The sequence below is a fragment of the Candidatus Poriferisodalis multihospitum genome, from assembly GCF_028283155.1.
Classification (GTDB): Bacteria; Actinomycetota; Acidimicrobiia; order Acidimicrobiales; family Poriferisodalaceae; genus Poriferisodalis; species Poriferisodalis multihospitum.
This window is the reverse complement of record NZ_JAPYOK010000046.1, coordinates 1-22,002: the sequence shown is the minus strand read 5'-3', so window position 1 is coordinate 22,002 and position 22,002 is coordinate 1. Positions and strand designations below refer to the sequence as shown.

Below are 22,002 nucleotides of genomic sequence, written 5' to 3'. Positions count from 1 at the left end.
GTCAGTGCGCCCCTGCTTCTTTCTCGAGACACTCCAGGCCGGTGGTGTCGTTGACCGGGCACTGCCGATTGTCCTCGTCGACCAGGCCGGCCTGCACCAGCACCGGGAACGACAGGTTGCCCACCAGCACCACGCCGGCCAGCACGGTGGCCAGGTTGCGGCGCAGGCCGTTGTAGCGCGGGTTGTTCACACCGAGGCTCTGGAACATGCTCCAGGTGCCGTGGAAGATGTGGACGGCCAGCGCCACGTTGGCCACCACGTACAGGATCGCCACGGGGATGCTCGACAGCGACTCCACCACGTTGTGGTACGGATCGCCCCGCACATACGCGTCGCCCAGCCACCAGCCCCATGTCAGATCGGCCAGATGGAACAGCACGTACAGGCCCACGATGGGACCTGTCCAGCGCATGGTGCGCGAGGCGTAGTTGGCGGCGATGTAGTCGCGCTTGGATGCGTACTTCTTGGCGCCGCCCACGAAGCCCGCCCGCTCGGAGGCCAGCCGGCTGCGCTCTTTCAGCGTGTAGGCCGAATGCAGGTGCACCACGAACATGGCCAGCAGCCCCACCCGCATGATCCACAGGAGCAGCGTGCGGGGCAGCAGCCCGCCGCCGAGGTCGCGCAGCGTCTCGGCGTACTCGTACATCCGAGAGGGACCCTCGTAGAGGTGCAGGTTGCCGATCATGTGAACGATCACGAAGCCCAGCAGCCCGATGCCTGTCCACGCCATGACCCACTTGCGGCCGATCGCTGACTGGTAGATGTTCAGCGGGAACGGCAGCGGGCGCTTGGTCTTGAACACCGGTGCAGACCCGGCGGCCTGCGTGGCAGTCGGCGCCATGTGTTCCTCCCGTGCGTGGCGTGGTGCGGCGACAGGCGCGGTCTGCCACTGGGGCCGTCCGCGCCAGGGCCGTACGGTACTTGCAGATTCCTCGCGAGCGCCGAGGCTTCGCTTCGCTACGCCGGCGCTCACCCGAAGGGGTCCAGGTTTCGCGGGTTCAGATCCTCAGCGACGGTCTGGAGGCAGCACCGGGCGCGTGGGATCGGCCGCATGCATGGCGCTTGCCATGGTGCGGTATGCCCACCGGCCCATCGCGCGTGGCCACTGTCTCCGTCCCAGGGGAGGCACCTGCTGCCAGGCGGCGACGCTGGGGTGGTGGCCGGCGTGATCGGCTGCGGCTGCGGCGGCTTGCGCGGCGAGCGCGCGCAGGCCGCGCTCTGCGCCGGTGAACACGCTGGGATCGAGCGTGACCTGCTGGCACAGCAGCCGGCCGTCGGTGTTCGCTGATTCGTAGAAGCCGGGATGGCTCAGCTCGTGCTCGATGACGCGCAGGGCGTCGAGCCCGTCACGGTGCGGCTCGCCGTTCACTGCCAGCCCTTGCGGCCTCGCGCCAGCACCGGCTCGGACAGGGCCAGGCCGTCGCCCACCGATGCGACTTGACGGGTGGCGTCTTGGGACCAACCGGCGTCGGGGTGACCAGCGGGCAGCACCGTCGTGGTGATCTCGCTGCGATGCGTGCCGGCGCTGTCGACAGTGGCGGCGATGCGCAGCACGGCCCGATCGGGGCTGGCCTCGATGACCAGCGCGCGGACGCGTTGGATGCGCGCGGGCCCGGTCCGCTCAATCTGCGCCTGCGCGTCCTCGCTCTGGGGCACCCGGACGGCCCCGTGTGAGGCCTCGACCGCCGCCAGGTGCTCGGGGCCGGCGCGCAGCAGATGGCTCACCTCGAAGGCGTGCTCTGCGTGGCGCCCGCGCAGGTCACCCAGGTAGGTGCCGTCGAGCCACAGGTGGCCCAGTTCGCACAGCCCGCTCGCAACGAACCACCAGCGCGCATCACCGACCGCGTTGCCGTCGGGGCTGCCGAGCCCAGCCGCCAGCTCCGCCGGAAGCTCGAATCGCCGCCGGTAGAGCACGGCGCTTTCGTCAGCGAGGCCAGCGTCCAACCACCAGCGGCCGGGGGTCGACGTCGCCTGATGTCACGCAAGACCCCCGCCCAGCGAGCCGAGCGGGGGTCTTCGAGGAGCGGAGCTGTGTGGGCTTCGTTCCATGGGGGCAGCCGGGTGGCCGGGAAGGCCTGTAAACCCACTCCCGAGGGGTTCGAGTCCCCTTGCCTCCACCGGCCACACTATGCACGGCCAGCGGCCGGGTGCAACCAACCTGCGCCAACGCCGTCTGAAGCCACCAGCCACTAGGTTGCCCGCCATGACGCAACCCACCACGCTCGGCGAACTGCGCAAGATCGGCTGGGTCTCCCGGCCGGTCAAAGAGGAGATGCGTGCGAATGCTGCGAAGGCCATCGCCGCGTCCGAGCCGCTGTTCGAAGGAGTGCTGGGCTACGAGAACACTGTGCTGCCCCAGCTCGAGAACGCCATGCTGGCCGGCCACGACGTGGTGTTCCTGGGCGAGCGGGGCCAGGCCAAGACCCGCATGATCCGCTCGCTGGTGAACCTGCTCGACGAGTGGATGCCCTACATCGAGGGCTCCGAGATCTTCGACGACCCGTACAACCCGGTGTCGCGGCATGCGCTCGATCTGGTTGCCGAGCACGGCGACGACACTCCGATCGCCTGGGCGCATCGCAGCATTCGCTACGGCGAGAAGCTGGCCACGCCCGACACGTCCATTGCCGACCTCATCGGCGAGGTCGACCCGATCAAGGTGGCCGAGGGCCGGTACCTGTCCGACGAGCTGACGCTGCACTACGGCTTGGTGCCGCGCACCAACCGCGGCATCTTCGCCATCAACGAGCTGCCCGACCTCGCCGAGCGGATCCAGGTGGGCCTGCTGAACGTGCTCGAGGAACGCGACGTGCAGATCCGCGGCTACAAGATCCGCCTGCCGCTCGACGTGCTGCTGGTGGCCACCGCCAACCCAGAGGACTACACCAACCGGGGCCGCATCATCACGCCGCTGAAAGACCGTTTCGGCGCGCAGATCCGCACCCACTACCCGCTCGATGTCGACACCGAGATGGACATCGCGTCGGCGGAGGCCCGCCCGCTCGACCTGCAGGGGATCGATGTGGGGATGGGCGAAGGCGTGCCAGGGGGTGTCATCGTGACGCTGCCCGACTTCATGGCCGAGATCGTGGCCACCTTCAGCCATGTGGCCCGTGCCAGCAGCCAGGTCAACCAGCGCTCGGGCGTGTCGGTGCGCATGACCGTCACCAACACCGAGACGCTCGCGGCCAACGCCACCCGCCGGGCGCTGCAGCGCGGCGAGCGGTACGTGGTGCCCCGCGTCAGCGATCTGGAATCGCTCATGAGCTCTACCGCCGGCAAGATCGAGATCGAGTCGATGGAGGAGGGGCGCGACGGCAAGATCGTGGAGACCATGCTCAAGGCGGCCGTGCTCGAAGTGTTCAAGAATCGCTTCTCGCCCGACGAGCTGAGCGATGTGGTTGCCAGCTTCGGCGAGGGCAAGGTGGTGCACACCGGCGACGACCTGGGCTCAGAGGCCTACATGGAGCTGCTCGCCGGCAATCAGGCGCTGGCCGTCGCCGCTGAGTCGCTGGTAGCCGCCGCAGCCGATCCGCAGTCGGACGAAGGCGCAGCGCCCGCAGTGCTGGCCTCGGCCGTCGAGCTGGTGCTCGAAGGCCTGCACCTGTCGAAGCGGCTCAACAAGGAGCACGTCGGCGCCCGGGCGACCTACCGCTCACGCGGTTAGGCCCGGTTGCACCCGCCGTCGTGACAGAGTGAGTCTCATGCAGGGACGTGCGGGATTCCCGAGTTGCTCGCAGCAGACGCGTCCGACGGAGGAAGCCCAGTGATTCGCTGGCGTCGGGCCCGCCGCGAGGGCGCCCGGTTCCGCTACTCCGCGTGGGACGGCACCCAGACCGGCTTCGACTTCGACGCCGAGAGCCTCTTCGCCGAGATGACCGACGATCTGCTGTATCACGGCGATCTCAATGCCGCCCTGCGCCGGCTCATGCAGCAGGGCTTCACCGACTCCGAGGGCAACCGGCTCGAAGGCCTGCGCGAGATGATCGAGCGGCTGCGCGACCGGCGCAAGGACATGCTCGAGCAGTTCGACCTCGGCGGCGTGTACGACGACATCGCCCGCGAGCTCGACGAGATCACCGACACCGAACGCGAGGCGCTGGAGGAGTTCGCGCTGGACGCGGCCGACAGCGGCGACGAGCGCCGCGAAGAGATCGCCCAGTCCAGCGCCGCCGAGCGCAACCTGCAGCTCGACATGCTGCCCCCCGACCTGGCCGGGAAGATGCGCGGCCTGCAGAGCTACGACTTCGAGTCGCCCGAGGCCCGCGAGCAGTTCAACGAGCTCGTCGAGCGGCTGCGCCAGGAAGTCGCCCAGAGCTACTTCGACCAGATGACCGGCGCCATGGGCAACATGAGCCCCGAAGATCTGGCCCGCACCAAGGACATGATGGCCGAGCTCAACCAGATGCTCGAGCAGCGTGCCCGCGGCGAGGAGCCCGATTTCGAGGGCTTCATGGATCGTTACGGCGACTTCTTCCCCGAGAACCCGCAGACGCTCGACGAGCTGCTCGAGATCATGGCCAAGCGCATGGCGGCCATGGCCTCGATGCTGAACTCGATGACGCCGGCCCAGCGCCAGCAGCTCGCCGACCTGGCAGCGCAGCTCATGGACGACATGGACCTGCAGTGGCAGGCCCAGCAGCTCGCGCAGAATCTCCAGCAGGCGTTCCCCGACATGGGCTGGGACCGCAACTACCAATTCGGCGGCGACGATCCGCTGTCGATGTCGCAGGCGGCCGACGTGCTCGCCCAGCTCGGCGACCTCGACGCGCTGGCCGAGATGCTGCAGGGCGCCGTCAGCCCCTCGGCGCTGGCGGAGGTGGATCCCGAGCGGGTGCGCGAGCTGCTCGGCGACCAGTCGGCCGAGGCACTCGAACGGCTCAGCGAGATGGCGCGCATGCTCGAGGAATCAGGCCTCGCGCAGCACACTGAAGGCCGCCTGGAGCTGACGCCGCGTGCGCTGCGGCGCATCGGGCAGAACGCGCTCGGCGACCTGTTCAACCGCCTGATGGACGACAAGGTCGGCAGCCACCAGGTGCGCAAGTCGGGCGTCGGCCACGAGTTCGCGTACGAGACCAAGCCCTACGAGTTCGGCGACACGTTCAACCTGAACATCGAGCGCACCGTGCGCAACGCCGTGGCCCGCCAGGGAACCGGCACGCCGGTGAGCCTGACGCCGGACGACTTCGAGATCGAGCGCTCTGAGCTGCTGTCGCGCGCCTCGACGGTGCTGATGCTGGACCTGTCGCTGTCGATGCCGATGCGCGACAACTTCCTGCCCGCCAAGAAGGTCACAATGGCGCTGCACTCGCTGATCTCCACGCAGTTCCCGCGCGATTACCTGGGCATCGTGGGCTTCGCCGAGTCAGCCTCCGAGCTGACCGCCGCCCAGCTGCCGGAGGTGTCGTGGGACTTCGCCTATGGCACCAACATGCAGCACGGCTTCATGATCGCCCGGCGCCTGCTGGCCCGCCAGACCGGCTCGAAGCAGATCATCATGATCACCGACGGCGAGCCCACCGCTCACCTGGCACGCGACGGCCGGCCGTACTTCGCCTACCCGCCGGTGCGCGAGACCATCGAGGCCACGCTGCTGGAGGTGGCCCGGGCCACCCGCGAAGACATCCGCATCAACGTCTTCATGCTCGACCCCAACAGCTACCTGCGGGCGTTCGTGGAGAAGATGACCGAGATGAACGGCGGGCGGGCCTTCTTCACCAGCCCCCACAACCTGGGCGACTACGTGCTGGTCGACTTCCTCGAGCACCGCCGCAAGCTCATCACCAGCGGCCGCCTGTAGCTGCTGCGTTCCCGCCGGCTCAGTCGGCGGGGTGCAGGCCGTCGAGGACCATGTCGGCGAACTGGCGGGCGAGGTCTTCGAGGCGCAGTTCGCCGCCGGGGCGATACCAGCTGGCAAGCGAGTTGAGCCCGGAGATCATGATCCGGGCGAGCACCTTGGCGTTGGTGTCGGCTCGCAGCGAACCGTCGGCCTGACCTTCTGCCAGCAGGCCGACCCAGAGGTTGGTGAACTCACGCAGGGGCACCGCCAGGCTCTCGCGGGTCTGCGGGGGCGATTCGTTGAAGCAGCGGATATTGGCCACCGTGAAGTTGCTCTCGGCAACGATGCAGTTGACGTAGGCCACGATGGCCTCGGCCAGACGGTCGGAACCCCGTGCCTCAGGACCCAGCGCTTCCAGCGCTGCATCGATCGCAGCGCGGGCGTGGTCGATGCCCACGCTCAGCACCTCTTCGACGATCGCGTCTTTCGAGTCGAAGTGGTAGTAGAGGCTGCCGGCCTGCATCTCCGCAGCACCGGCGATGTCGGTCAGGGTGGTGGCGGCGTAGCCGCGGCACGAGAGCAGGCGCGCGGCGGCATCCAAGATGCGCATACGGCTGCGCTCGCCCTTGCGGATCCGCCGGCCATTGCCGTTCCCGTTGCCGCCGTTCTCGTCGGCGTCAGCGGCAACGGTGCTGTCTGCAGTATCCGGCTCGGCCGAGCTGCCAACGGCTGCCTCGGTGCTTTCCATGCCTCGGAGAAACCTAGTCCTGAACAGGCGTTCATGCAGTGGTCGGCTGCCCGAGCGAGCGTACGGCGGCTCCCGGGCCTCTCCAGAGAACACTCACCTACACTCCGCGGGGAAGCCCGGATCGTGCCGGGGGACGAGGCAGCGGGAGCCAGGGTGAAGTTCAGCTTGTTCATGTACTGCACGATCGGCCGGCGCCATGAGCTGGAAGCCGGCCTCGCAGGACTCAACAACGACTACTACCAGCGCATGCTCGGCGAGATTGCCGAGATCGCGCGCTTCGCCGACGACAACGGCTGGTACGGCTTCGGCCACCCCGAGCACCATCTGCAGATCGAGGGCTTCGAGATCTCCAACGACCTCAACCTGATGGCGAGCTGGATCGCCCAGCACACCAGCCGGCTGCGGCCGATCGCTTGCGGCTACGTGTCCACCACTCACAACCCGATGCGTGTCGCCGAGCAGGTGGCGACCCTCGACCACATGACCGGCGGGCGGCTCTGCTTCGGCGTGGTGCGCGGCTACCAGCACCGCTGGGTGGACCAGTTCAAGATCCGCCCCGACCTCGCAGCGGTGGGCAAGTGGAACCGCGGCACCGACGAAGACGCCTACAACCGCCGCTTCTTCGAGGAGTTCGTGGATGTGGTGCTCACCGCCTTGAAGAACAACACGTTCTCCTACGAGGGCGAGTTCTGGCGGTTCCCCAACGACAACCTCAACCCGCACACCCACACCGTCTATGCCGACTACGGCGCCGGGGTCGACCCCGACATGACGATCCACGAGGTCGGCATCGCCCCGCGGCCGCTGCAGTCGCCGCACCCGCCCCTGTACGGCGGATTCACGATGTCGATGGACTCGGCGGTTTTCTGGGCCCGCTACGGCGGCACGCCGATCGTGCTGAGCGACAAGATGGAGTTCTGCGAGGCCCTGTGGAAGGCGTACCGCGAGGAGGCCGCGCAGCACGGCGTGGAGAAGCCCCGCGGCCACGAGTGCGGCTGGGGCGGGGTGGCAGTGTGCGCGCCCACCGACGCCCAGGCTTGGGAGCTGTTCTCCGACATGGAGTGGTTCTGGAACCAGTGGGCCATCCAGTTCGGCCAGGGCATGCCGCTGCAGCTCGTCGGCAGCCCCGACACGATCAGCCGCCAGATCGAGGAGGCGCAGACGGTGCTCGGCATCGAGGAAGCGTTCTTCCTGGTGCCCCAGGGCATTCACTCCGCCGACCAGATCAACGCATCGCTCGAGCTCATCAGCGACAAGGTGATGCCCCGCTTTGCGTGAGCCCCCGGCTGGTTCTATGCACCTGTCGACTCCACCACGACGATCAGCACAGTCGGCCTGATGCTGGGCTTCGCTGAGCGCACGGTGACGGCTGCCGACGGCACCGCCGTTGTAGTGGTGACGCCGCGCGGAGAACTCGATCTGGCTGCCATCGCGTCGCTGGACAGCGCGCTGCGCTCGGCGCTGGCGACAGCGGGCACACAGCCGCGGCTGGTGATCGACCTGTCCGATGTGGATGTCCTGCAGCCGGTCACGCTCGGCGTGCTGCTCGACGCGCGTCGACGCTGCCGGGCGGGCGACGGCGGTCTGGCGCTCGTGGTGAGCACGCCCGGGGTGGCCGCGACGCTGTCCGAAACCGACGTGGATTCGCTCTTCGACGTGACCACTGGGCTGCCAGCAGCTCTGCAGCGCCTGTCGAATCGCTGAATACCGGCAGGCACGCCTGCGTGGAGCGTGGCCTGCGGCAGGACCCCGATATAACGGGCCGTATCCTGTGCGGCCGTATGGCGGGCCCGGAGTACCTGTACCAGCGGGAGACGTTCGCAGGCGGTGATCGCTGGCTGGCCCGATTCGTAGCGCGGCCGATCCTGAAGTTCATCCACCGCGAGGTGGCCGGCAGCATGCTGCTGCTGTTGGCGACGGCAGTAGCGCTCATCTGGGCGAACTCGCCCTGGAGCGACACGTACTTCGATTTCTGGCACCACCACATCGACATCTCGGTCGGCGGCTTCCACGTCCACCCGCTGGACCTCCGGGAGTTGGTGAACGACGCCCTCATGGCGCTGTTCTTTTTCGTGGTGGGCCTGGAGATCAAGCGTGAGCTGGTGACCGGCTACCTCTCGAGCGTGCGGGCCGCGACGCTGCCGGCCATCGCTGCCATCGGCGGCATGGTCGTGCCGGCGCTGCTGTATTTCGCGTTCAACCCTTCGGGCCCGGCCGCCTCGGGCTGGGGAATCCCGATGGCCACCGACATCGCCTTCGCCGTCGGCATCGTCGCATTGCTGGGCTCCCGGGTGCCGCCGATGCTGAAGCTGTTCCTGCTGACGCTCGCGATCGTGGACGACATCGGGGCCATCGCCGTCATCGCGATCTTCTACACCGGCGATCTCGACCTGCGGTGGCTGACACTCGCCGGCGCGATGCTGGTGCTGGTCCGGCTGCTGACGCTGATGAAGGTGTGGGCGCTGCCGGTCTATTGGGTGATCGGGATCGTGGCCTGGTACGCCACGCTGGAGTCGGGTGTGCACGCCACTATCGCCGGGGTGGCGCTGGGGTTGCTGACGCCTGCCAAGCCATTGGTCAGCCGCGTTGCCGCGCAGGAACACGTCGATGACCTGCCGGCGAGCCCCAACATCGAGCAGGTCCACCAGGCGGCGTTCGTGGTGCAGGAATCGGTGCCGATGACCGAGCGGCTCGAGACGATGCTGCATCCGTTCACGGCGTTCCTCATCGTTCCCATCTTCGCCCTGGCCAACGCCGGCGTGCCGCTGTCGGGCGACATCTTGGCGGACGCCGCCGGCTCGCCGGTGACGTGGGGCATCGTGCTCGGCCTCGTGATCGGCAAACCGGTCGGCATCGCCGCGTTCACCTGGGTGGCGACGCGCTTCGGCTTCCAGCTGCCTCCCGGGCTCAATTGGCCGCAGTTCATCGGGATGGGTTTTGCTGCTGGCATCGGGTTCACCGTGTCGATCTTCATCACCGGCCTGGCGTTCGACGATGGCGGCATCACCGATCTCGCCAAGATCGGCATCCTGTTCGCTTCGGCCTGCGCTGCCATCGCTGCGCTCGCATTCCTCCGGTTCTCGGGCGAGCACGGCCATGTGACTGCTGTTCCGTATCTGGCCCTGATCGCTTCCGTGCTGGCGCTGCTGCTGGCGTACTACTTCGCCAAGGTGGTGCTGCGGGCCGAGCAGGGCACCGAGTTGATGCGCGAGATCGGCGCGGCCATCCGCGAGGGCGCCATGGCGTTCCTTCGCCGGGAATACCGCTGGGTATCGGTGTTCGTAGCGGCCATGTTCGTGCTGCTGCTGATCGTGCCGATCGACGGCCGCCCCGCAGCCAGCTTCGCCTACCTGATGGGTGCAGTGCTGTCGTCGGTGGCGGGCTTCGTCGGCATGCGCATCGCCACCGCGGCCAACACCCGCACGGCCAACGCTGCTCGCCAAGGTGCTGCAAAGGCACTGCCGCTGGCGTTCAAGGGCGGGGCCGTCATGGGCTTCAGCGTGGCCGGCCTGGCGCTGCTGGGCATCTCGATCAACTACCTGCTGTGGGTGAAGTGGCTGGGCGTCGACCAGGCCTTCCAAGTGGTGGCTGCGTTCGGGCTGGGTGCCAGCTCGATCGCGCTGTTCGCCCGCATCGGCGGCGGCATCTACACCAAGGCTGCCGACGTCGGCGGTGACCTCGTCGGCAAGGTGGAGGCTGGCATTCCCGAGGACGACCCGCGCAACCCGGCCACCATTGCCGACGCCGTCGGCGACAACGTGGGCGACGTTGCCGGCATGGGCGCCGACCTGTTCGAGTCGTACGCCGGGTCGATCGTGGCACCGGTGGTGCTGGCCTCGCTGCTGGTCCCGGTGTTCCTCGAGGGCGACAGCCTGGCCGGCAGCTTCGGCGATGCCGAAGGGCTGCTCATGTACCCGATCCTGATCGGGGCGCTCGGCATGATCGCCTCGATCATCGGCGCTTTGTTCGTGCGCGGCCGCGAAGGCCGCAGCCTGTCGGGGCAGCTGCACACCGGTCAGTACGTGGCCATGGCGCTGACGGTCGTCTTTGCCATCGTCGGCACGCTGGTGCTGTTCAGCGGCAGCCCGACGGTGGGCGAATACGAGCTCAGCGCCCCCATCTTCCTGGCGTTCACCATCATCGTGGGGCTGCTCGGCGGCTGGGCCATCGGCTTCACGTCCGAGTACTTCACCTCCGAGCACTTCCGGCCGGTGAAGGGCATCGCCCAGCAGTCCGAGACCGGCCCCGCAACCGTCACCATCGAAGGCATCGCGCAGGGCAAGCTCTCGACGCTGCCGGCCGTCGCGCTGGTGGTGACGATGATCGGCCTGTCGTACCTGTTCGGCGGTCTGGCGTTCGGCGAGGCCGGCGATGTGATCGGGCTGTACGGCGTGTCGCTGGCGGCCATCGGCATGCTGGCGGTCACCGGTGTCATCGTGGCTGTGGACGCCTACGGGCCGATCGCCGACAACGCCGGCGGCATCGCCGAGATGGCCGAGCTGCCGCCCGAGGTGCGGGGCGTCACCGACAGCCTCGACTCGCTGGGCAACACCACCGCTGCGGTGGCCAAGGGCTTCGCGGTGGGTTCGGCTGCGGTGACGGCGCTGGCGCTGTTCAAGTCGTTCAGCCTGACCGCCGGCGACCAGGTGTTCCTCGACATCAACGACACGGCGGTCACCATCGGCCTGTTCCTGGGCGCCATGACGCCGTTTATCTTTGCGGCGCTCACGATGTCCTCGGTGGGACGGGCAGCGCAGGCGATGATCGTGGAGGTCCGGCGGCAGTTCGCCGAGATCCCCGGGCTGCGCGAGGGCGAGCCGGGCGTGAAGCCCGACAGCCGCCGCTGCGTGGACATCTCCACCCAGGCGGCCCTGCGCGAGATGCTGCTGCCGGGCGGCCTGGCGGTAGTGCTGCCGCTGGTCATCGGTTTCATCGACGTGAACGCGCTCGGCGGCTTCCTGGCCGGCGCGGTGGTGACCGGCTTCCTGATCGCGATCTACATGGCCAACTCGGGCGGCGCCTGGGACAACGCCAAGAAGTACATCGAGGCGGGCGCGCACGGCGGCAAGGGCACCGATGCCCATGCGGCGGCCGTGGTGGGCGACACCATCGGCGACCCGTTCAAGGACACCTCAGGCCCGGCGATGAACATCCTCATCAAGGTGATGACCATCGTCAGCCTGGTCTTCGTCCCCGCCTTCCTCTAGATCGACCCGCCGCGACGATCGGCTCGGCGCGCCGACCCGCGGTTGACGCTCAGGCGCCGGGGGGTGGACGGAGGCGGTCTGCGACGCCTCTGGTGAGGCGGTCGAGGATTCCTGCCAGCAGGACGATCGCGATGCCGGCTTCGAAGCCCCTGCCGACGGCGTCGCTGCGGCGCAGCGCGTTCACGGTTTCGAGCCCGAGCCCGCCGCCGCCGACCAGCCCGGCGATCACCACCATGGCCAGCACCAGCATGATCACCTGGTTCACCGCCACCATCAGCTCGGGCGCTGCCAGCGGCAGCTCCACGCGCCGCAGGCGCTGCCAGCGGGTTGCGCCGAAGCTCGTGGCGGCCTCGTGCACTTCGGCGGGAACCCGGCGGAACCCCAGATCGGTGTAGTGCACCGCGGCCGGCAGCGCGTACACCACCGAGGCGATGATGCCCGGGATCCGCCCCACGTGGAACAGCGTGATGACCGGCACCAGCAGCACGAAGCTGGGAATGGTCTGCAGGAAGTCGAGCACCGGGTCGATCAGCTTCTGGAAGCGGTCGCTGTGGGAGGCCTGGATCCCCAGCGGCACTGCGATCGCCAGCGTGACGGCCACGGCCACCAGCGTCTGGGCCAGCGTGTCCATCGACAGCTCCCACATGCCGAGCCACCCGATCAGGAACAGTGCGATGCCGATGCCGAGCCCCAGCGTGACGCCGCGAGCCAGCAGGCCGCCCAGCACGCCGAGCCCGATCATGGCCGGCCAGGGAATGCCCGACGAGAGCAGCTCCCGCAGCGGCGTCACCATATAGACGGTGATGAAGTCGCTGAGCGGCCCGGTGCCGATGCCCGACGAGCCGATGTCGTAGAGGTTGTCGCGAGCCCACGCCGTGATGTCGTTGATGTACGGCGCGTAGTGCCACTGCAGCCATTCGGGGAACTTGTTGTGACCCACGATGCCGCCCACCAGCGCCACCAGAGCCGTTGCGGCCGCGATCCAGCGGATCGTGACGGTGTCTGCGGCCCGCAGCGAATCGCCTGCATGCGCATTCGTGCCCTGGCCGCGGCCGCGCTCGCCCAGCGTGGCGATGCCGCGGGTGAAGCGATCCAGGATGATCGCCATGATGACGATGGCGATGCCGGCCTCGGAGGCCTCGCCGACGTCGATGTCGCGCATGGCTCGCAGCACGTCCTGGCCGAGACCGCCCGAGCCGATGAATGCCGCGATCACCACCATGCTCATGGCGAGCATCGTGGTCTGGTTGGTGCCGGCCAGGATCGCCGGGCGAGCGGCGGGGATCCTCACCAGCCGCAGCGTCTGGCGGTCGGTGGCGCCGAACATCTCCGAGGCTTCCACCATCGACCCGGGCACGTTGCGCAGGCCGACATCGGTGAGCCGCACCACCGGTGGCAGGGCGAAAATGACCGTCGCGATCAGCGCCGGCACGCGCCCGATGCCGAAGAGCAGCACGAACGGGATGAGATAGACGAACCCCGGCATGGTCTGCATGGCATCGAGCGTCGGGCGCAGCACGCCGGCGAACCGGTCGTTGCGCCATGCGGCGATGCCCAGCGGGATGCCCGCCAGCAGTGACAGGAACACCGCCACGCCCATCAGCGCGAGCGTGGCGAAGCCCTGCTGCCACAGATCGGTCATGCCGATGAGCACCACCCCGCAGAAGCCGAGCGCGCCCGCCAGCCGGCCGCGCACTCGCCACAGCCCGAGGCCGCAGAAGACCGGGTACACGTACCACGGGAACCACCGCAGGATTGCCTCGAGCCGGCGGATGCCGGCATCGGCGAGATCGGTGAGCGGGTTCAGCAGCACCGTGTACAGCCAGTGGGACGTCTGGTTGTTGATGAGCCAGCGCCGTGTGCGATCGATGGGGTCGGCCAGGCCGAAGTTCCACGACTCGGGAAAGGCGCCCACCGATGCGACGAAGCCGACAATCACGAGCGCGACCGCGGCGGCAGCCAACCCCACGGCGAACGGCGACCGCCGCCGCGCAGCAGGTGCGTCGGCGCCGGCACCAGGCTCGGCGGCGACGGTCTGGCTCATCGCAGGTTCTGCTCCAGAGCTGTGTCTGATGGCGGTACTGGAGCTCTGCTGATGCGGCTCATCGCAGGTTCTGCTCCAGTACCGCTGCGACATCGTCCTGGTGGAGCAGGCCCAGGGGATCGCCCTCGGCGTTGCAGACCACCACCGGGCGATGCTCCGACAGCAGGAACGGCAGGGCCGACTCGAGCGTGGCGGTCTCGGTGGTGCGCGGCCAGCCTTCCTCGACGGCGACGTCACCGACCGGTCGCATCAGGGAGCACGCGGGGAGCACCTTGGCGATCGGCGCATCCTGCGTGAAGGCCCGCACGTAGTCGTCGGCGGGCTGGGTCAAGATCTCGAGCGGCGTCCCGACCTGGGTGAAGGCCCCGTCCCGCATGATGGCGATCCGGTCGGCCAGCCGCAGTGCCTCGGCGAAGTCGTGGGTGATGAACACGATGGTGCGCTGCAGCTCGAGCTGCAGCGTCACCAGCTCGTCCTGCATGTCGCGCCGGATGAGCGGGTCGAGCGCCGAGAACGGCTCGTCGAAGAACAGCACCTCGGGCTCCACAGCGAGGGCACGTGCCAGCCCGACTCGCTGCTGCATGCCGCCGCTGAGCTGCTGCGGGTAGTGGTCGGCCCAGCCGTCGAGCCCCACAGTGCTGAGCACCTCGCGCGCCCGCTCATGGCGCTCGTCACGCGCAACACCCTGCACTTCCAGCCCGTACGCCACGTTGTCGACCACGCGCCGGTGGGGGAACAGGCCGAAATGCTGGAAGACCATCGCCATCTTGCTGCGGCGCAGCTCGCGCAGCGCCGTGTCGCTGGCGTCGGCCAGGATGGTTCCGCACACTTCCATGTGGCCGAACGTGGGCTCGATCAGCCGCGACACGCAGCGCACCAGCGTGGACTTGCCCGAGCCCGACAGGCCCATCACCACAAACGTCTCGCCGGCATGCACGTCGAAGGTGACATCGCGGACCGCCACCAGGCAGCCCGTCTCGGCTTGGATCTGCTCCCGGTCGGCGCCGCCAGCGGCGAGCTCGCGGGCAGCGTCGACCTTCTTGCCGAAGATCTTCCACAGACCGCTGACCGTGACGATCGGCTCCATGGCTGCCCCCAGTGCCCCGCGTGCCGCGTTACCGTCTGCTTGGACGGGTTTGGCGTGTCGATACGCTGTGCTGACTGTGGCACGATCTCGCCCCCCCGACGCGACATCCGGTGGCAGCGACGCAACGCCGACTGCTGCAGACAGCGCGGTCTCGAGATCGGGCCCGGTGCAGGAACGTGCGGTGCAGACCCGCGAGCGCATCCTGCAGGCGGCCATCGAGGTCATCCGCACCGATGGTGCGGCCAACCTCACACTCGACCGGGTCGCGATCGCGGCCGGCGTCAGCAAGGGCGGCTTCCTCTACCACTTCGGCTCCAAGGACGCCCTGATGGCCGGGCTGCTCGACGAGACGCTCGCGGTCCTCGACGACGAGCTGGACATACGGGAAGCCCGGTTCCGGGCCGCCGACCCCGCGGCCCGCGGCACGTTCGCGCTCGCCTACCTCGACTACGTGCGCGAGCCGTACAAGGCCGCCGATGACACTTCGGCGTCGATCCTGGCGGCCGCGGCGCTCGACGACGAGCTGCTGGCGAACACTCGGGCAACGTTCGAGCGCTGGCAGGAGCGCCTCATGCATGACGACAAGCTGGCCGAGACCGCCGGCCTGCTCGCACGCATCGTGGGCGACGGGCTCTGGCTCATCGACCTGTTCGGCCTCGCACCCCCGACCAAGGCGGAGCGCCACGAGGTGCTCGACCTCGTCTCGGCGATGATCTCCGATCACGATGCCAGTCACGACAGCGGCGCGCCCGGCGCGGAACCCCCGCACGCGCGGCCGTAGACCGGCACATCCAGCGGCGCGAGCGGCTCGTTCCCGAGCAGCAGGTCGGCGGCCTTCTCGGCAATCATCATGACCGGCGCGTAGATGTTGCCGTTGGTGACTGTGGGCATGACCGAGGCGTCCACCACGCTGAGGCCCGAGGTGCCCAGCACGTTCATGGTCGACGGGTCGGTCACGGCCAGCTCGTCGGTGCCAAGCCGCGCCGTGCCCGCCGGATGCAGCGCCGTCTCGGCGTCGCGTGCCACCCAGTCCATGATCTCGTCGTCGGACTGGGTGCCGGGGCCGGGCGACAGCTCGCGGTCGTTGTAGGCCGCGAAGGCCGGCTGGTTCATGATGTGACGGGTGACACGCACGGTCTCGACCCACTCGCGCCGGTCCTGGGCAGTGGACAGGTAGTTGAACCGGATCGCCGGCTTGACGGCGGGATCGGTTGAGCCGATGCGCACCCAGCCGCGGGCATCGGAGTACATCGGCCCGACATGCACCTGGTAGCCATGCTTGCTGACCGGCGCCGAGCCGTCGTAGCGCACGGCCAGCGGCAGGAAGTGGAACATGAGGTTGGGGTAGGCCTCATCGGTGTTGCTGCGCACGAAGCCGCCGGCCTCGAAGTGGTTGGTGGCCCCCGGTCCCCGCCGTGCCAGCCACTGCAGGCCGATCCAGGGCCGGCGCCAGCGCCGCAGGTGAGGCTGCATCGACACCGGCAGCTTCGAGGCGTACTGGATGTACACCTCCAGATGGTCCTGGAGGTTCTCGCCGACGCCTTCCAGGGGCGACACCACTCCGATGCCGTGCTGGCCCAGCAGCGTGGGGGAGCCCACGCCGGAGAGCTGCAGCAGCTGCGCCGAGCCGAACGCCCCCGCGCACAGGATCACGTGGCCGCCCCGAGCGGCCCGCGTGCGGCCCCGCCGGCCCTTCTGCCGGTACTCGACACCGGTCGCCCGGTTGCCGTCGAAGAGCACCCGGCTGATCAGCGCGCCGGTGCGGAGGTCCAGATTCGGGCGCCTTATCACCGGGTGCAGGTAGGCCTGCGAGGCCGACAGGCGCCGGCCGCGGTGAATGTTGCGGTCGAACGCCGCAAAGCCTTCCTGGCGGAATCCGTTCACGTCGTCGGTCAGCTCATAGCCGGCCTGCTGCACGGCGTCGAAGAAGGCCTCGAACAGCGGGCTGGTGGCCGGGCCCCGCTCGAGCACCAGCGGGCCGTCGCCGCCGCGCCAGTCATCGGGGCCCGCCAGGCAGGTCTCCATCCGCTTGAAGTACGGCAGGCAGTGCCGGTAGTCCCACGTCGCCATGCCGGGCCGGCTGGCCCACTTGTCGTAGTCGGCCGGGTTGCCGCGCTGGAAGATCATCCCGTTGATGGAGCTGGAACCGCCGAGCACCTTGCCGCGGGCGTGATACACCCGCCGCCCGCCCATGTGCGGTTCCGGCTCGGTCTCGTACTGCCAGTCGTAGAAGCGGTTGCCGATAGGCATGGCCAGCGCGGCCGGCATGTGGATGAGCACGTCCCACCGGTAGTCGCGGCGACCGGCCTCGAGCACGAGCACCTTGTTGGCGGGATCCGCACTCAGCCGGTTGGCGAGCGCGCAGCCGGCCGATCCGCCGCCGACGATGATGAAGTCGTACAGGGGTTCAGTCACCGGATCACCTGCGGTACAGCCTCAAGGAGCCGCAGGACGGGCCCCGCCGGCGCCGGCCTGTTGGCCGACGCCGACGGGTCAGCGCCCTGGGAGGAGGATCTGAGTGCTGACGGGCTATTGAAGCCAGGTGCTCCAGGTTGCCTCGTTGTCTGCGATCCACGCCGCAGCGGCATCGTCGACTGACATGCCTTCGCCCTCGACGGCGGCCAGCATGGAGATCTGGTCGGCGCTGTCGTAGTTCATGGCTCGCAGGAAGGCGTCAGCTGCGGGGGCATTCTCGGCGAGACTCGCATCGATGATCTTGAACAGAACATCGGCCGGATAGTCGCAGTTGACGCCGCCGGCGTCTGCCGTGGCGTAGCAGTCGTCGCTGTACTCGGGCAGCAGCACGTTGGTGAGGTCGTAGCTGTTGAACGCCGAGTGCGGTGTCCACAGGTACACGAGGATCGGATCCTCCCGGCTGTAGGCAGCGTCGACGGCGGCCAGGATGGCAGCCTCCGACCCGGCGTACACCACCTGCATCGGCAGGCCCAGGTTGTTGATGATGTCCTCGTCGTACTGGACGAAGCTGGGATCACCGCCCAGGAACTGCCCCAGGTCGCCGGTCTCGGCTGTGGCATACAGGCCGGCCAGCGCCGGATCGGCGAAGCCTTCCCAGGTCGCCAGCTCCGGATGGCGCTCGATCATGTAGGTCGGCGTGAACCAGCCGATCTTGCCGACCGGGCCGAGCAGGCCCGCGTGGTCCACGTTGGCATCAGCGTTGTCGATGAAGTCGATCACGTTCTGCGCGTGGCCCGACGGCCACACCTCGAGCGATGCGCTGATGTCGCCGGTGTTGATCGCGGCCCATTGGGCGTTCTCGTCGATGTCGACGATCTCGACGTCGTAGCCGAGCTCGCTCTCGAGCAGCTGGGCTGCGACTGCCACGTTCAGGGCCGAGCCGTTCCAGGGATTCGCGGCCAGGGTGATCGTGGTCTGCGAGCCCAGGTCCGGACCCTCATCGGCCGGCATCTCGGTCGGCTCTTCTTCCGCCATCGCCTCGGTGGTGGCGGCCGGCTCCTCGGCTGCGCCGTCGCCGTCGTCGCCCGTGCATGCCGCTGCGAGCAGCCCGATGGCTGCAAGCAGCGCGATGAGCAGCTGCCAGCCGCTGGGTCCTCGCTTCTGGCGCAGTCGTGACAGGCGAGTTCGTTCGCCGGATTTGCGTGTTTCGGACATGGGCACCCCCCGGTGTGTGTTTCCCGCCTGTCGCCGGCAGGTGCCGGCAGCCCTCCCCGAGGGCGCTCGGCCCGCCGCCGGTCCGGCTGTCCCAGCCGTCCCTGATCAAAACAGGCCATTTAGACGGTTTTCAACACACTAGCACGCCCGAAATTGGCCTTGACCGCGCGCTGGTGCGCGTTGGGTTCGGGTGGGCGTACTGTTCGACTTGATGACCGCACCCAACGTCCTGCTGGTCATGGCGGATCAGCTTGCGCCGTACTTCACCGGCACCTACGGCCACCCCGTGGTGCAGACGCCGTCGATGGATTCGCTCGCGGAGCGTGGCGTGCGGTTCGATGCCGCGTACTGCCACTCGCCGTTGTGCGCGCCGTCGCGGTACTCGATGATGACCGGCCGAGCAGCATCACAGATCGGCGCCTGGGACAACGCGTCGGAGTGGAGTGCCGCGGCCCCCACCATCGCCCACTGGCTGAACCTGGCGGGCTACCGGACGGTGCTGTCGGGCAAGATGCACTTCGTCGGGCCCGACCAGCTGCACGGCTTTGGCCGGCGCCTCACCACCGACATCTACCCGGCCAACTTCGCGTGGACGCCCGACTGGGATGCGGCCGGCGAGCGGATCGGCAAGTGGTACCACAACATGGACAGCCTCTCTGAGGCCGGCCAGGCGCTCGCCACCTACCAGATCGACTACGACGACGAGGTCGGCTTCGCCACACGCCGCTGCCTGTACGACCTGGCCCGCGAGCCCGACGACCGCCCGTTCTTCCTGGCGGTGGCGTTCATCCACCCCCACGACCCCTATGTGGCGCGGCCCGAGTGGTGGAACCTCTACGACCACGACCAGATCGACCTGCCGGGACCGGTGCCCGCTGAGTTCGATCCGCACACCGTGCGCATCCGCGCCGGCATCGAGGCCGACACCCGGGGATGGACCGAGGAGCAGTGCCGCACCGCCCGCCACGCCTACTACGCCAACACCAGCTACTTCGATTGGTGGCTGGGCGAGCTGCTGGGAGTGCTGGACGAGACCGGCCGAGCCGACGACACGGTGGTGATCGCCACCAGCGATCACGGTGACATGCTCGGCGACCGAGGTTCCTGGTTCAAGATGTCGTTCTTCGAGCGTTCGGCCCGCGTCCCGCTGGTGATGGCCGGGCCTGACGTCGCCGTGGGAACGGTGCCCAACGTGTGCTCCCTGCTGGATCTGGCCCCCACGCTGATGGACATCGCGGGAGGTCCGCCGGCTGAGCTGAGCGCACCGCTTGACGGCCGCAGCCTCTGGCCCGCGGCGACCGGGAGCGACGATCCCGTGGATGAGACCGTGGGCGAGTACATGGGCGAGCTGACCTCGCATCCCGTGTTCATGATCCGCCGCGGCCAGTACAAGTACATCCACTGCGACACCGATCCGCCGCTGCTCTACGACATCTCGGCAGATCCGGCGGAGCATCGGAACCTGGCGGGCTCGCCCGAGCTGGCGGACCTGTCGGCTGCGTTTGCCGCGGAGGTCATCCAGCGCTGGGACTCTGCCGCGATCCGCGAGCAAGTGGTGGCCTCCCAGCGCGCCCGCCGGGTGGTCCATGCCGCCGCCGGTGAGGGCTGGGACTACTCGCCGCTCCGAGATCCCGCGAACGAATACATCCGCGACCACATGGATTGGGCCGAAGCCGGCCCCAAGCTCCGCTACCCCGCGAACTAGGCCGCAAGCGCTCCGACTCGCCCGGGAGCCCAATCGCATGGGAACGGGGAACAGGAGCGGGAAACCCAGTCGAAACATCTCGGCAACAGCCCCGACCCGCGCTGTGCATCGAGCGGTCATGTCGGGGTGACTCCCGCGCAACACGTCGTTTCTAGGTTCCCCCACATCAGCCAGCCAACGGGAGGATCTTCATGAAACGCAAGCTATTCGTCACCGTCGCGGGCGCCCTCGGCGGCCTGTTCCTGTTCGCCGGACCAGCCGGCGCGCAGGACGACTCGCTGTCCGCCGAGATGGTGCAGGCCGTCATGGACAACCTGTGGGTGTTCATCGCCGGCGTGCTCGTCTTCTTGATGCAGGCCGGCTTCGCCATGCTCGAGTCGGGCCTGACCCGCTCGAAGAACGTGGCCAACATCATGGCCAAGAACCTCGCCGACGCATCGATCGGCATCGGGGCGTTCTTCCTCGTCGGCTACGGACTGGCCTACGGGGGCGACGGCAACAGCGCGTTCGGCTGGGGCTCGTTCGCCCTGTCGGGCGTCGACCTGTTCGACATCTCCGAGGGCCTGTCGGGTTCCACCAACTTCTTCTTCCAGGCCGTGTTCGCCGCCACGGCGGTCACCATCGCCTCGGGCGCCATGGCGGAGCGCACCAAGTTCAGCACCTACCTCATCTTCAGCCTCGTGACCACGGCGATCATCTACCCGATCGTGGTCCACTGGACGTGGGGCGGCGGGCTCATCGCCAACATCTCCATCGGCGACGCCGTCTACAGCGACTTCGCCGGCTCCACCATCGTGCACAGCGTGGGCGGCTGGATCGCCCTCGTCGGTGCTTGGATGCTCGGACCTCGCATCGGCAAGTACGCGGCCGACGGCACCTCGCGCAACATCCCGGGCCACAACGTGACGCTCGCCATCCTCGGCGTGTTCATCCTGTGGTTCGGCTGGTTCGGCTTCAACCCGGGCTCCGAGCTGGCAGCCAGCGCCAACGTGATGTTCGTGGCGCTGAACACCGTGCTGGCAGCATGCGCCGGGACCATCGGTGCCACGGCGCTGAACTGGCTGCGCACCGGCCGGCCCGATGTGCCGATGGCAGGCAACGGCGCGCTGGCAGGCCTGGTCGGCATCACTGCAGGCTGCGGCACGATGGAGCCCTGGGCCGCCATCGTCACCGGCTTCATCGCCGGGTTGATCGTGGTGGGCGTGGTCGGCTTCGTGGACCGCAAGCTGAAGATCGACGACCCGGTCGGGGCCTTCGCCGTCCACGGCGCGGCCGGCATCTGGGGCACGCTCGCCATCGGCCTGTTTGCCACGCACGACGATGCGTTCCTGGGCCGGGAGAACGCCGGCCTGTTCTACGGAGGCGGCATCGAGCAGCTGATCGTGCAGTTCCTGATGGTGGTGATCGTGGCCGTGTGGGTCATCGGGACCTCGGTGATCCTGTTCGGGATCCTGAAGGCCACCATCGGACTGCGAGTGTCGGCGGAGGAGGAAATGGTGGGCCTCGACGTTTCCGAACACGGGGGCCCCGGAATGGCGCTGGACGACGTGGTTTCGAGCGGCTGACACTCGGCCATGGGCTGAGTCGCCTCGCGGCACCTTCTCTGCTGTCAGCGGAAGTCCCCGGGTTATCGCCCGGGGACTCTCCGCGTCTATGAGATCGCTCACCTGGGTGCGCCCGCTGCGGAGGCGGCAGAACCCTCGGCGACCAGCGATCCGGCAGGTCGCAACGTCGCCGAGTCTCCTGCCGCCTCCGCAGCTCGTTCGTCTGTTTCTCCACCCATGTCGTAGTTTCGGTTCGAT

16 protein-coding genes, 1 tRNA gene and 1 pseudogene are annotated in these 22,002 nt (G+C 68.4%); 10 read left to right on the top strand and 8 right to left on the bottom strand.

Features of this window, described 5'->3' with window-relative positions:
• Nucleotide 1 precedes the first annotated feature (1 nt).
• The 3 genes from VI480_RS04385 to VI480_RS04375 all read right to left on the bottom strand — a co-directional run bounded on the left by VI480_RS04385 (nt 2) and on the right by VI480_RS04375 (nt 1,944).
• Complete coding sequence (locus tag VI480_RS04385; RefSeq protein WP_323671599.1) at nt 2–841, bottom strand: succinate dehydrogenase cytochrome b subunit; 840 nt, start codon at nt 839–841, stop codon at nt 2–4.
• Nucleotides 842–1,006: 165 nt separating this feature from the next.
• Nucleotides 1,007–1,369 carry a hypothetical protein gene (locus tag VI480_RS04380; RefSeq protein ID WP_323671598.1) on the bottom strand — a complete coding sequence of 121 codons (363 nt, stop codon included), beginning with the start codon at nt 1,367–1,369 and terminating at the stop codon, nt 1,007–1,009.
• Nucleotides 1,366–1,944: a hypothetical protein gene (locus VI480_RS04375; protein WP_323671597.1), complete on the bottom strand. Its 579-nt coding sequence runs from the start codon at nt 1,942–1,944 to the stop codon at nt 1,366–1,368. Before VI480_RS04375 ends, VI480_RS04380 begins: the two co-directional genes overlap by 4 nt.
• A 105-nt stretch (nt 1,945–2,049) precedes the next feature.
• Between VI480_RS04375 and VI480_RS04370 the strand changes: the two genes are divergently transcribed.
• From VI480_RS04370 to VI480_RS04360, 3 genes are all read left to right on the top strand, one after another.
• Nucleotides 2,050–2,117 (top strand) — tRNA-Tyr (locus tag VI480_RS04370).
• 86 nt (nt 2,118–2,203) lie between these two features.
• On the top strand, nt 2,204–3,667 hold the full coding sequence (locus VI480_RS04365) for a sigma 54-interacting transcriptional regulator (RefSeq protein WP_323671596.1): 1,464 nt from the start codon (nt 2,204–2,206) through the stop codon (nt 3,665–3,667).
• Nucleotides 3,668–3,766: 99 nt separating this feature from the next.
• Nucleotides 3,767–5,800, top strand: a complete 2,034-nt coding sequence (locus VI480_RS04360; RefSeq protein WP_323671595.1) for a hypothetical protein — start codon at nt 3,767–3,769, stop codon at nt 5,798–5,800.
• Between the two features lie 19 nt (nt 5,801–5,819).
• On the opposite strand, the gene VI480_RS04355 is transcribed toward VI480_RS04360, so the two are convergent.
• Complete coding sequence (locus VI480_RS04355; RefSeq protein WP_323671594.1) at nt 5,820–6,527, bottom strand: TetR/AcrR family transcriptional regulator; 708 nt, start codon at nt 6,525–6,527, stop codon at nt 5,820–5,822.
• 153 nt (nt 6,528–6,680) lie between these two features.
• Between VI480_RS04355 and VI480_RS04350 the strand changes: the two genes are divergently transcribed.
• The 4 genes and pseudogenes from VI480_RS04350 to VI480_RS15575 all read left to right on the top strand — a co-directional run bounded on the left by VI480_RS04350 (nt 6,681) and on the right by VI480_RS15575 (nt 11,734).
• Nucleotides 6,681–7,805 carry an LLM class flavin-dependent oxidoreductase gene (locus tag VI480_RS04350; protein WP_323671593.1) on the top strand — a complete coding sequence of 375 codons (1,125 nt, stop codon included), beginning with the start codon at nt 6,681–6,683 and terminating at the stop codon, nt 7,803–7,805.
• 60 nt (nt 7,806–7,865) lie between these two features.
• Nucleotides 7,866–8,231 (top strand): STAS domain-containing protein, encoded by a 366-nt coding sequence (locus tag VI480_RS04345; RefSeq protein ID WP_323671592.1) that lies wholly within the window; start codon nt 7,866–7,868, stop codon nt 8,229–8,231.
• 77 nt (nt 8,232–8,308) lie between these two features.
• A pseudogene (gene nhaA / locus VI480_RS15580) lies at nt 8,309–9,589 on the top strand (Na+/H+ antiporter NhaA); the annotation flags it as partial.
• 36 nt (nt 9,590–9,625) lie between these two features.
• On the top strand, nt 9,626–11,734 hold the full coding sequence (locus VI480_RS15575) for a sodium-translocating pyrophosphatase (protein WP_416246639.1): 2,109 nt from the start codon (nt 9,626–9,628) through the stop codon (nt 11,732–11,734).
• A gap of 49 nt (nt 11,735–11,783) precedes the next feature.
• Here VI480_RS15575 and VI480_RS04335 read toward each other — a convergent pair whose 3' ends face one another.
• Entirely contained in the window at nt 11,784–13,778 is a 1,995-nt protein-coding gene (locus tag VI480_RS04335) for an ABC transporter permease (RefSeq protein WP_323671590.1), read from the bottom strand.
• A 58-nt stretch (nt 13,779–13,836) separates the two neighbouring features.
• The gene (locus VI480_RS04330; protein ID WP_323671589.1) at nt 13,837–14,865 is read right to left on the bottom strand and encodes a glycine betaine/L-proline ABC transporter ATP-binding protein; all 1,029 of its coding nucleotides are present in this window, start codon (nt 14,863–14,865) and stop codon (nt 13,837–13,839) included.
• A gap of 76 nt (nt 14,866–14,941) precedes the next feature.
• Here VI480_RS04330 and VI480_RS04325 point away from each other — a divergent pair, with 76 nt between their 5' ends.
• Nucleotides 14,942–15,646 (top strand): TetR/AcrR family transcriptional regulator, encoded by a 705-nt coding sequence (locus tag VI480_RS04325; RefSeq protein ID WP_323671588.1) that lies wholly within the window; start codon nt 14,942–14,944, stop codon nt 15,644–15,646.
• Here the strand turns inward: VI480_RS04325 and betA are convergent.
• Nucleotides 15,598–17,280, bottom strand: coding sequence for a choline dehydrogenase (gene betA, locus VI480_RS04320; RefSeq protein ID WP_323671587.1), 1,683 nt, complete (start codon nt 17,278–17,280; stop codon nt 15,598–15,600). The genes VI480_RS04325 and betA overlap by 49 nt on opposite strands.
• Before the next feature lie 114 nt (nt 17,281–17,394).
• Nucleotides 17,395–18,495 carry a glycine betaine ABC transporter substrate-binding protein gene (locus tag VI480_RS04315; RefSeq protein ID WP_323671586.1) on the bottom strand — a complete coding sequence of 367 codons (1,101 nt, stop codon included), beginning with the start codon at nt 18,493–18,495 and terminating at the stop codon, nt 17,395–17,397.
• Nucleotides 18,496–18,706: 211 nt separating this feature from the next.
• Between VI480_RS04315 and betC the strand changes: the two genes are divergently transcribed.
• Together betC and VI480_RS04305 are read left to right on the top strand one after the other, a co-directional pair.
• The gene (gene betC, locus VI480_RS04310; RefSeq protein WP_323671585.1) at nt 18,707–20,200 is read left to right on the top strand and encodes a choline-sulfatase; all 1,494 of its coding nucleotides are present in this window, start codon (nt 18,707–18,709) and stop codon (nt 20,198–20,200) included.
• A gap of 191 nt (nt 20,201–20,391) precedes the next feature.
• The gene (locus VI480_RS04305; protein ID WP_323671584.1) at nt 20,392–21,765 is read left to right on the top strand and encodes an ammonium transporter; all 1,374 of its coding nucleotides are present in this window, start codon (nt 20,392–20,394) and stop codon (nt 21,763–21,765) included.
• Nucleotides 21,766–22,002 lie beyond the last annotated feature (237 nt).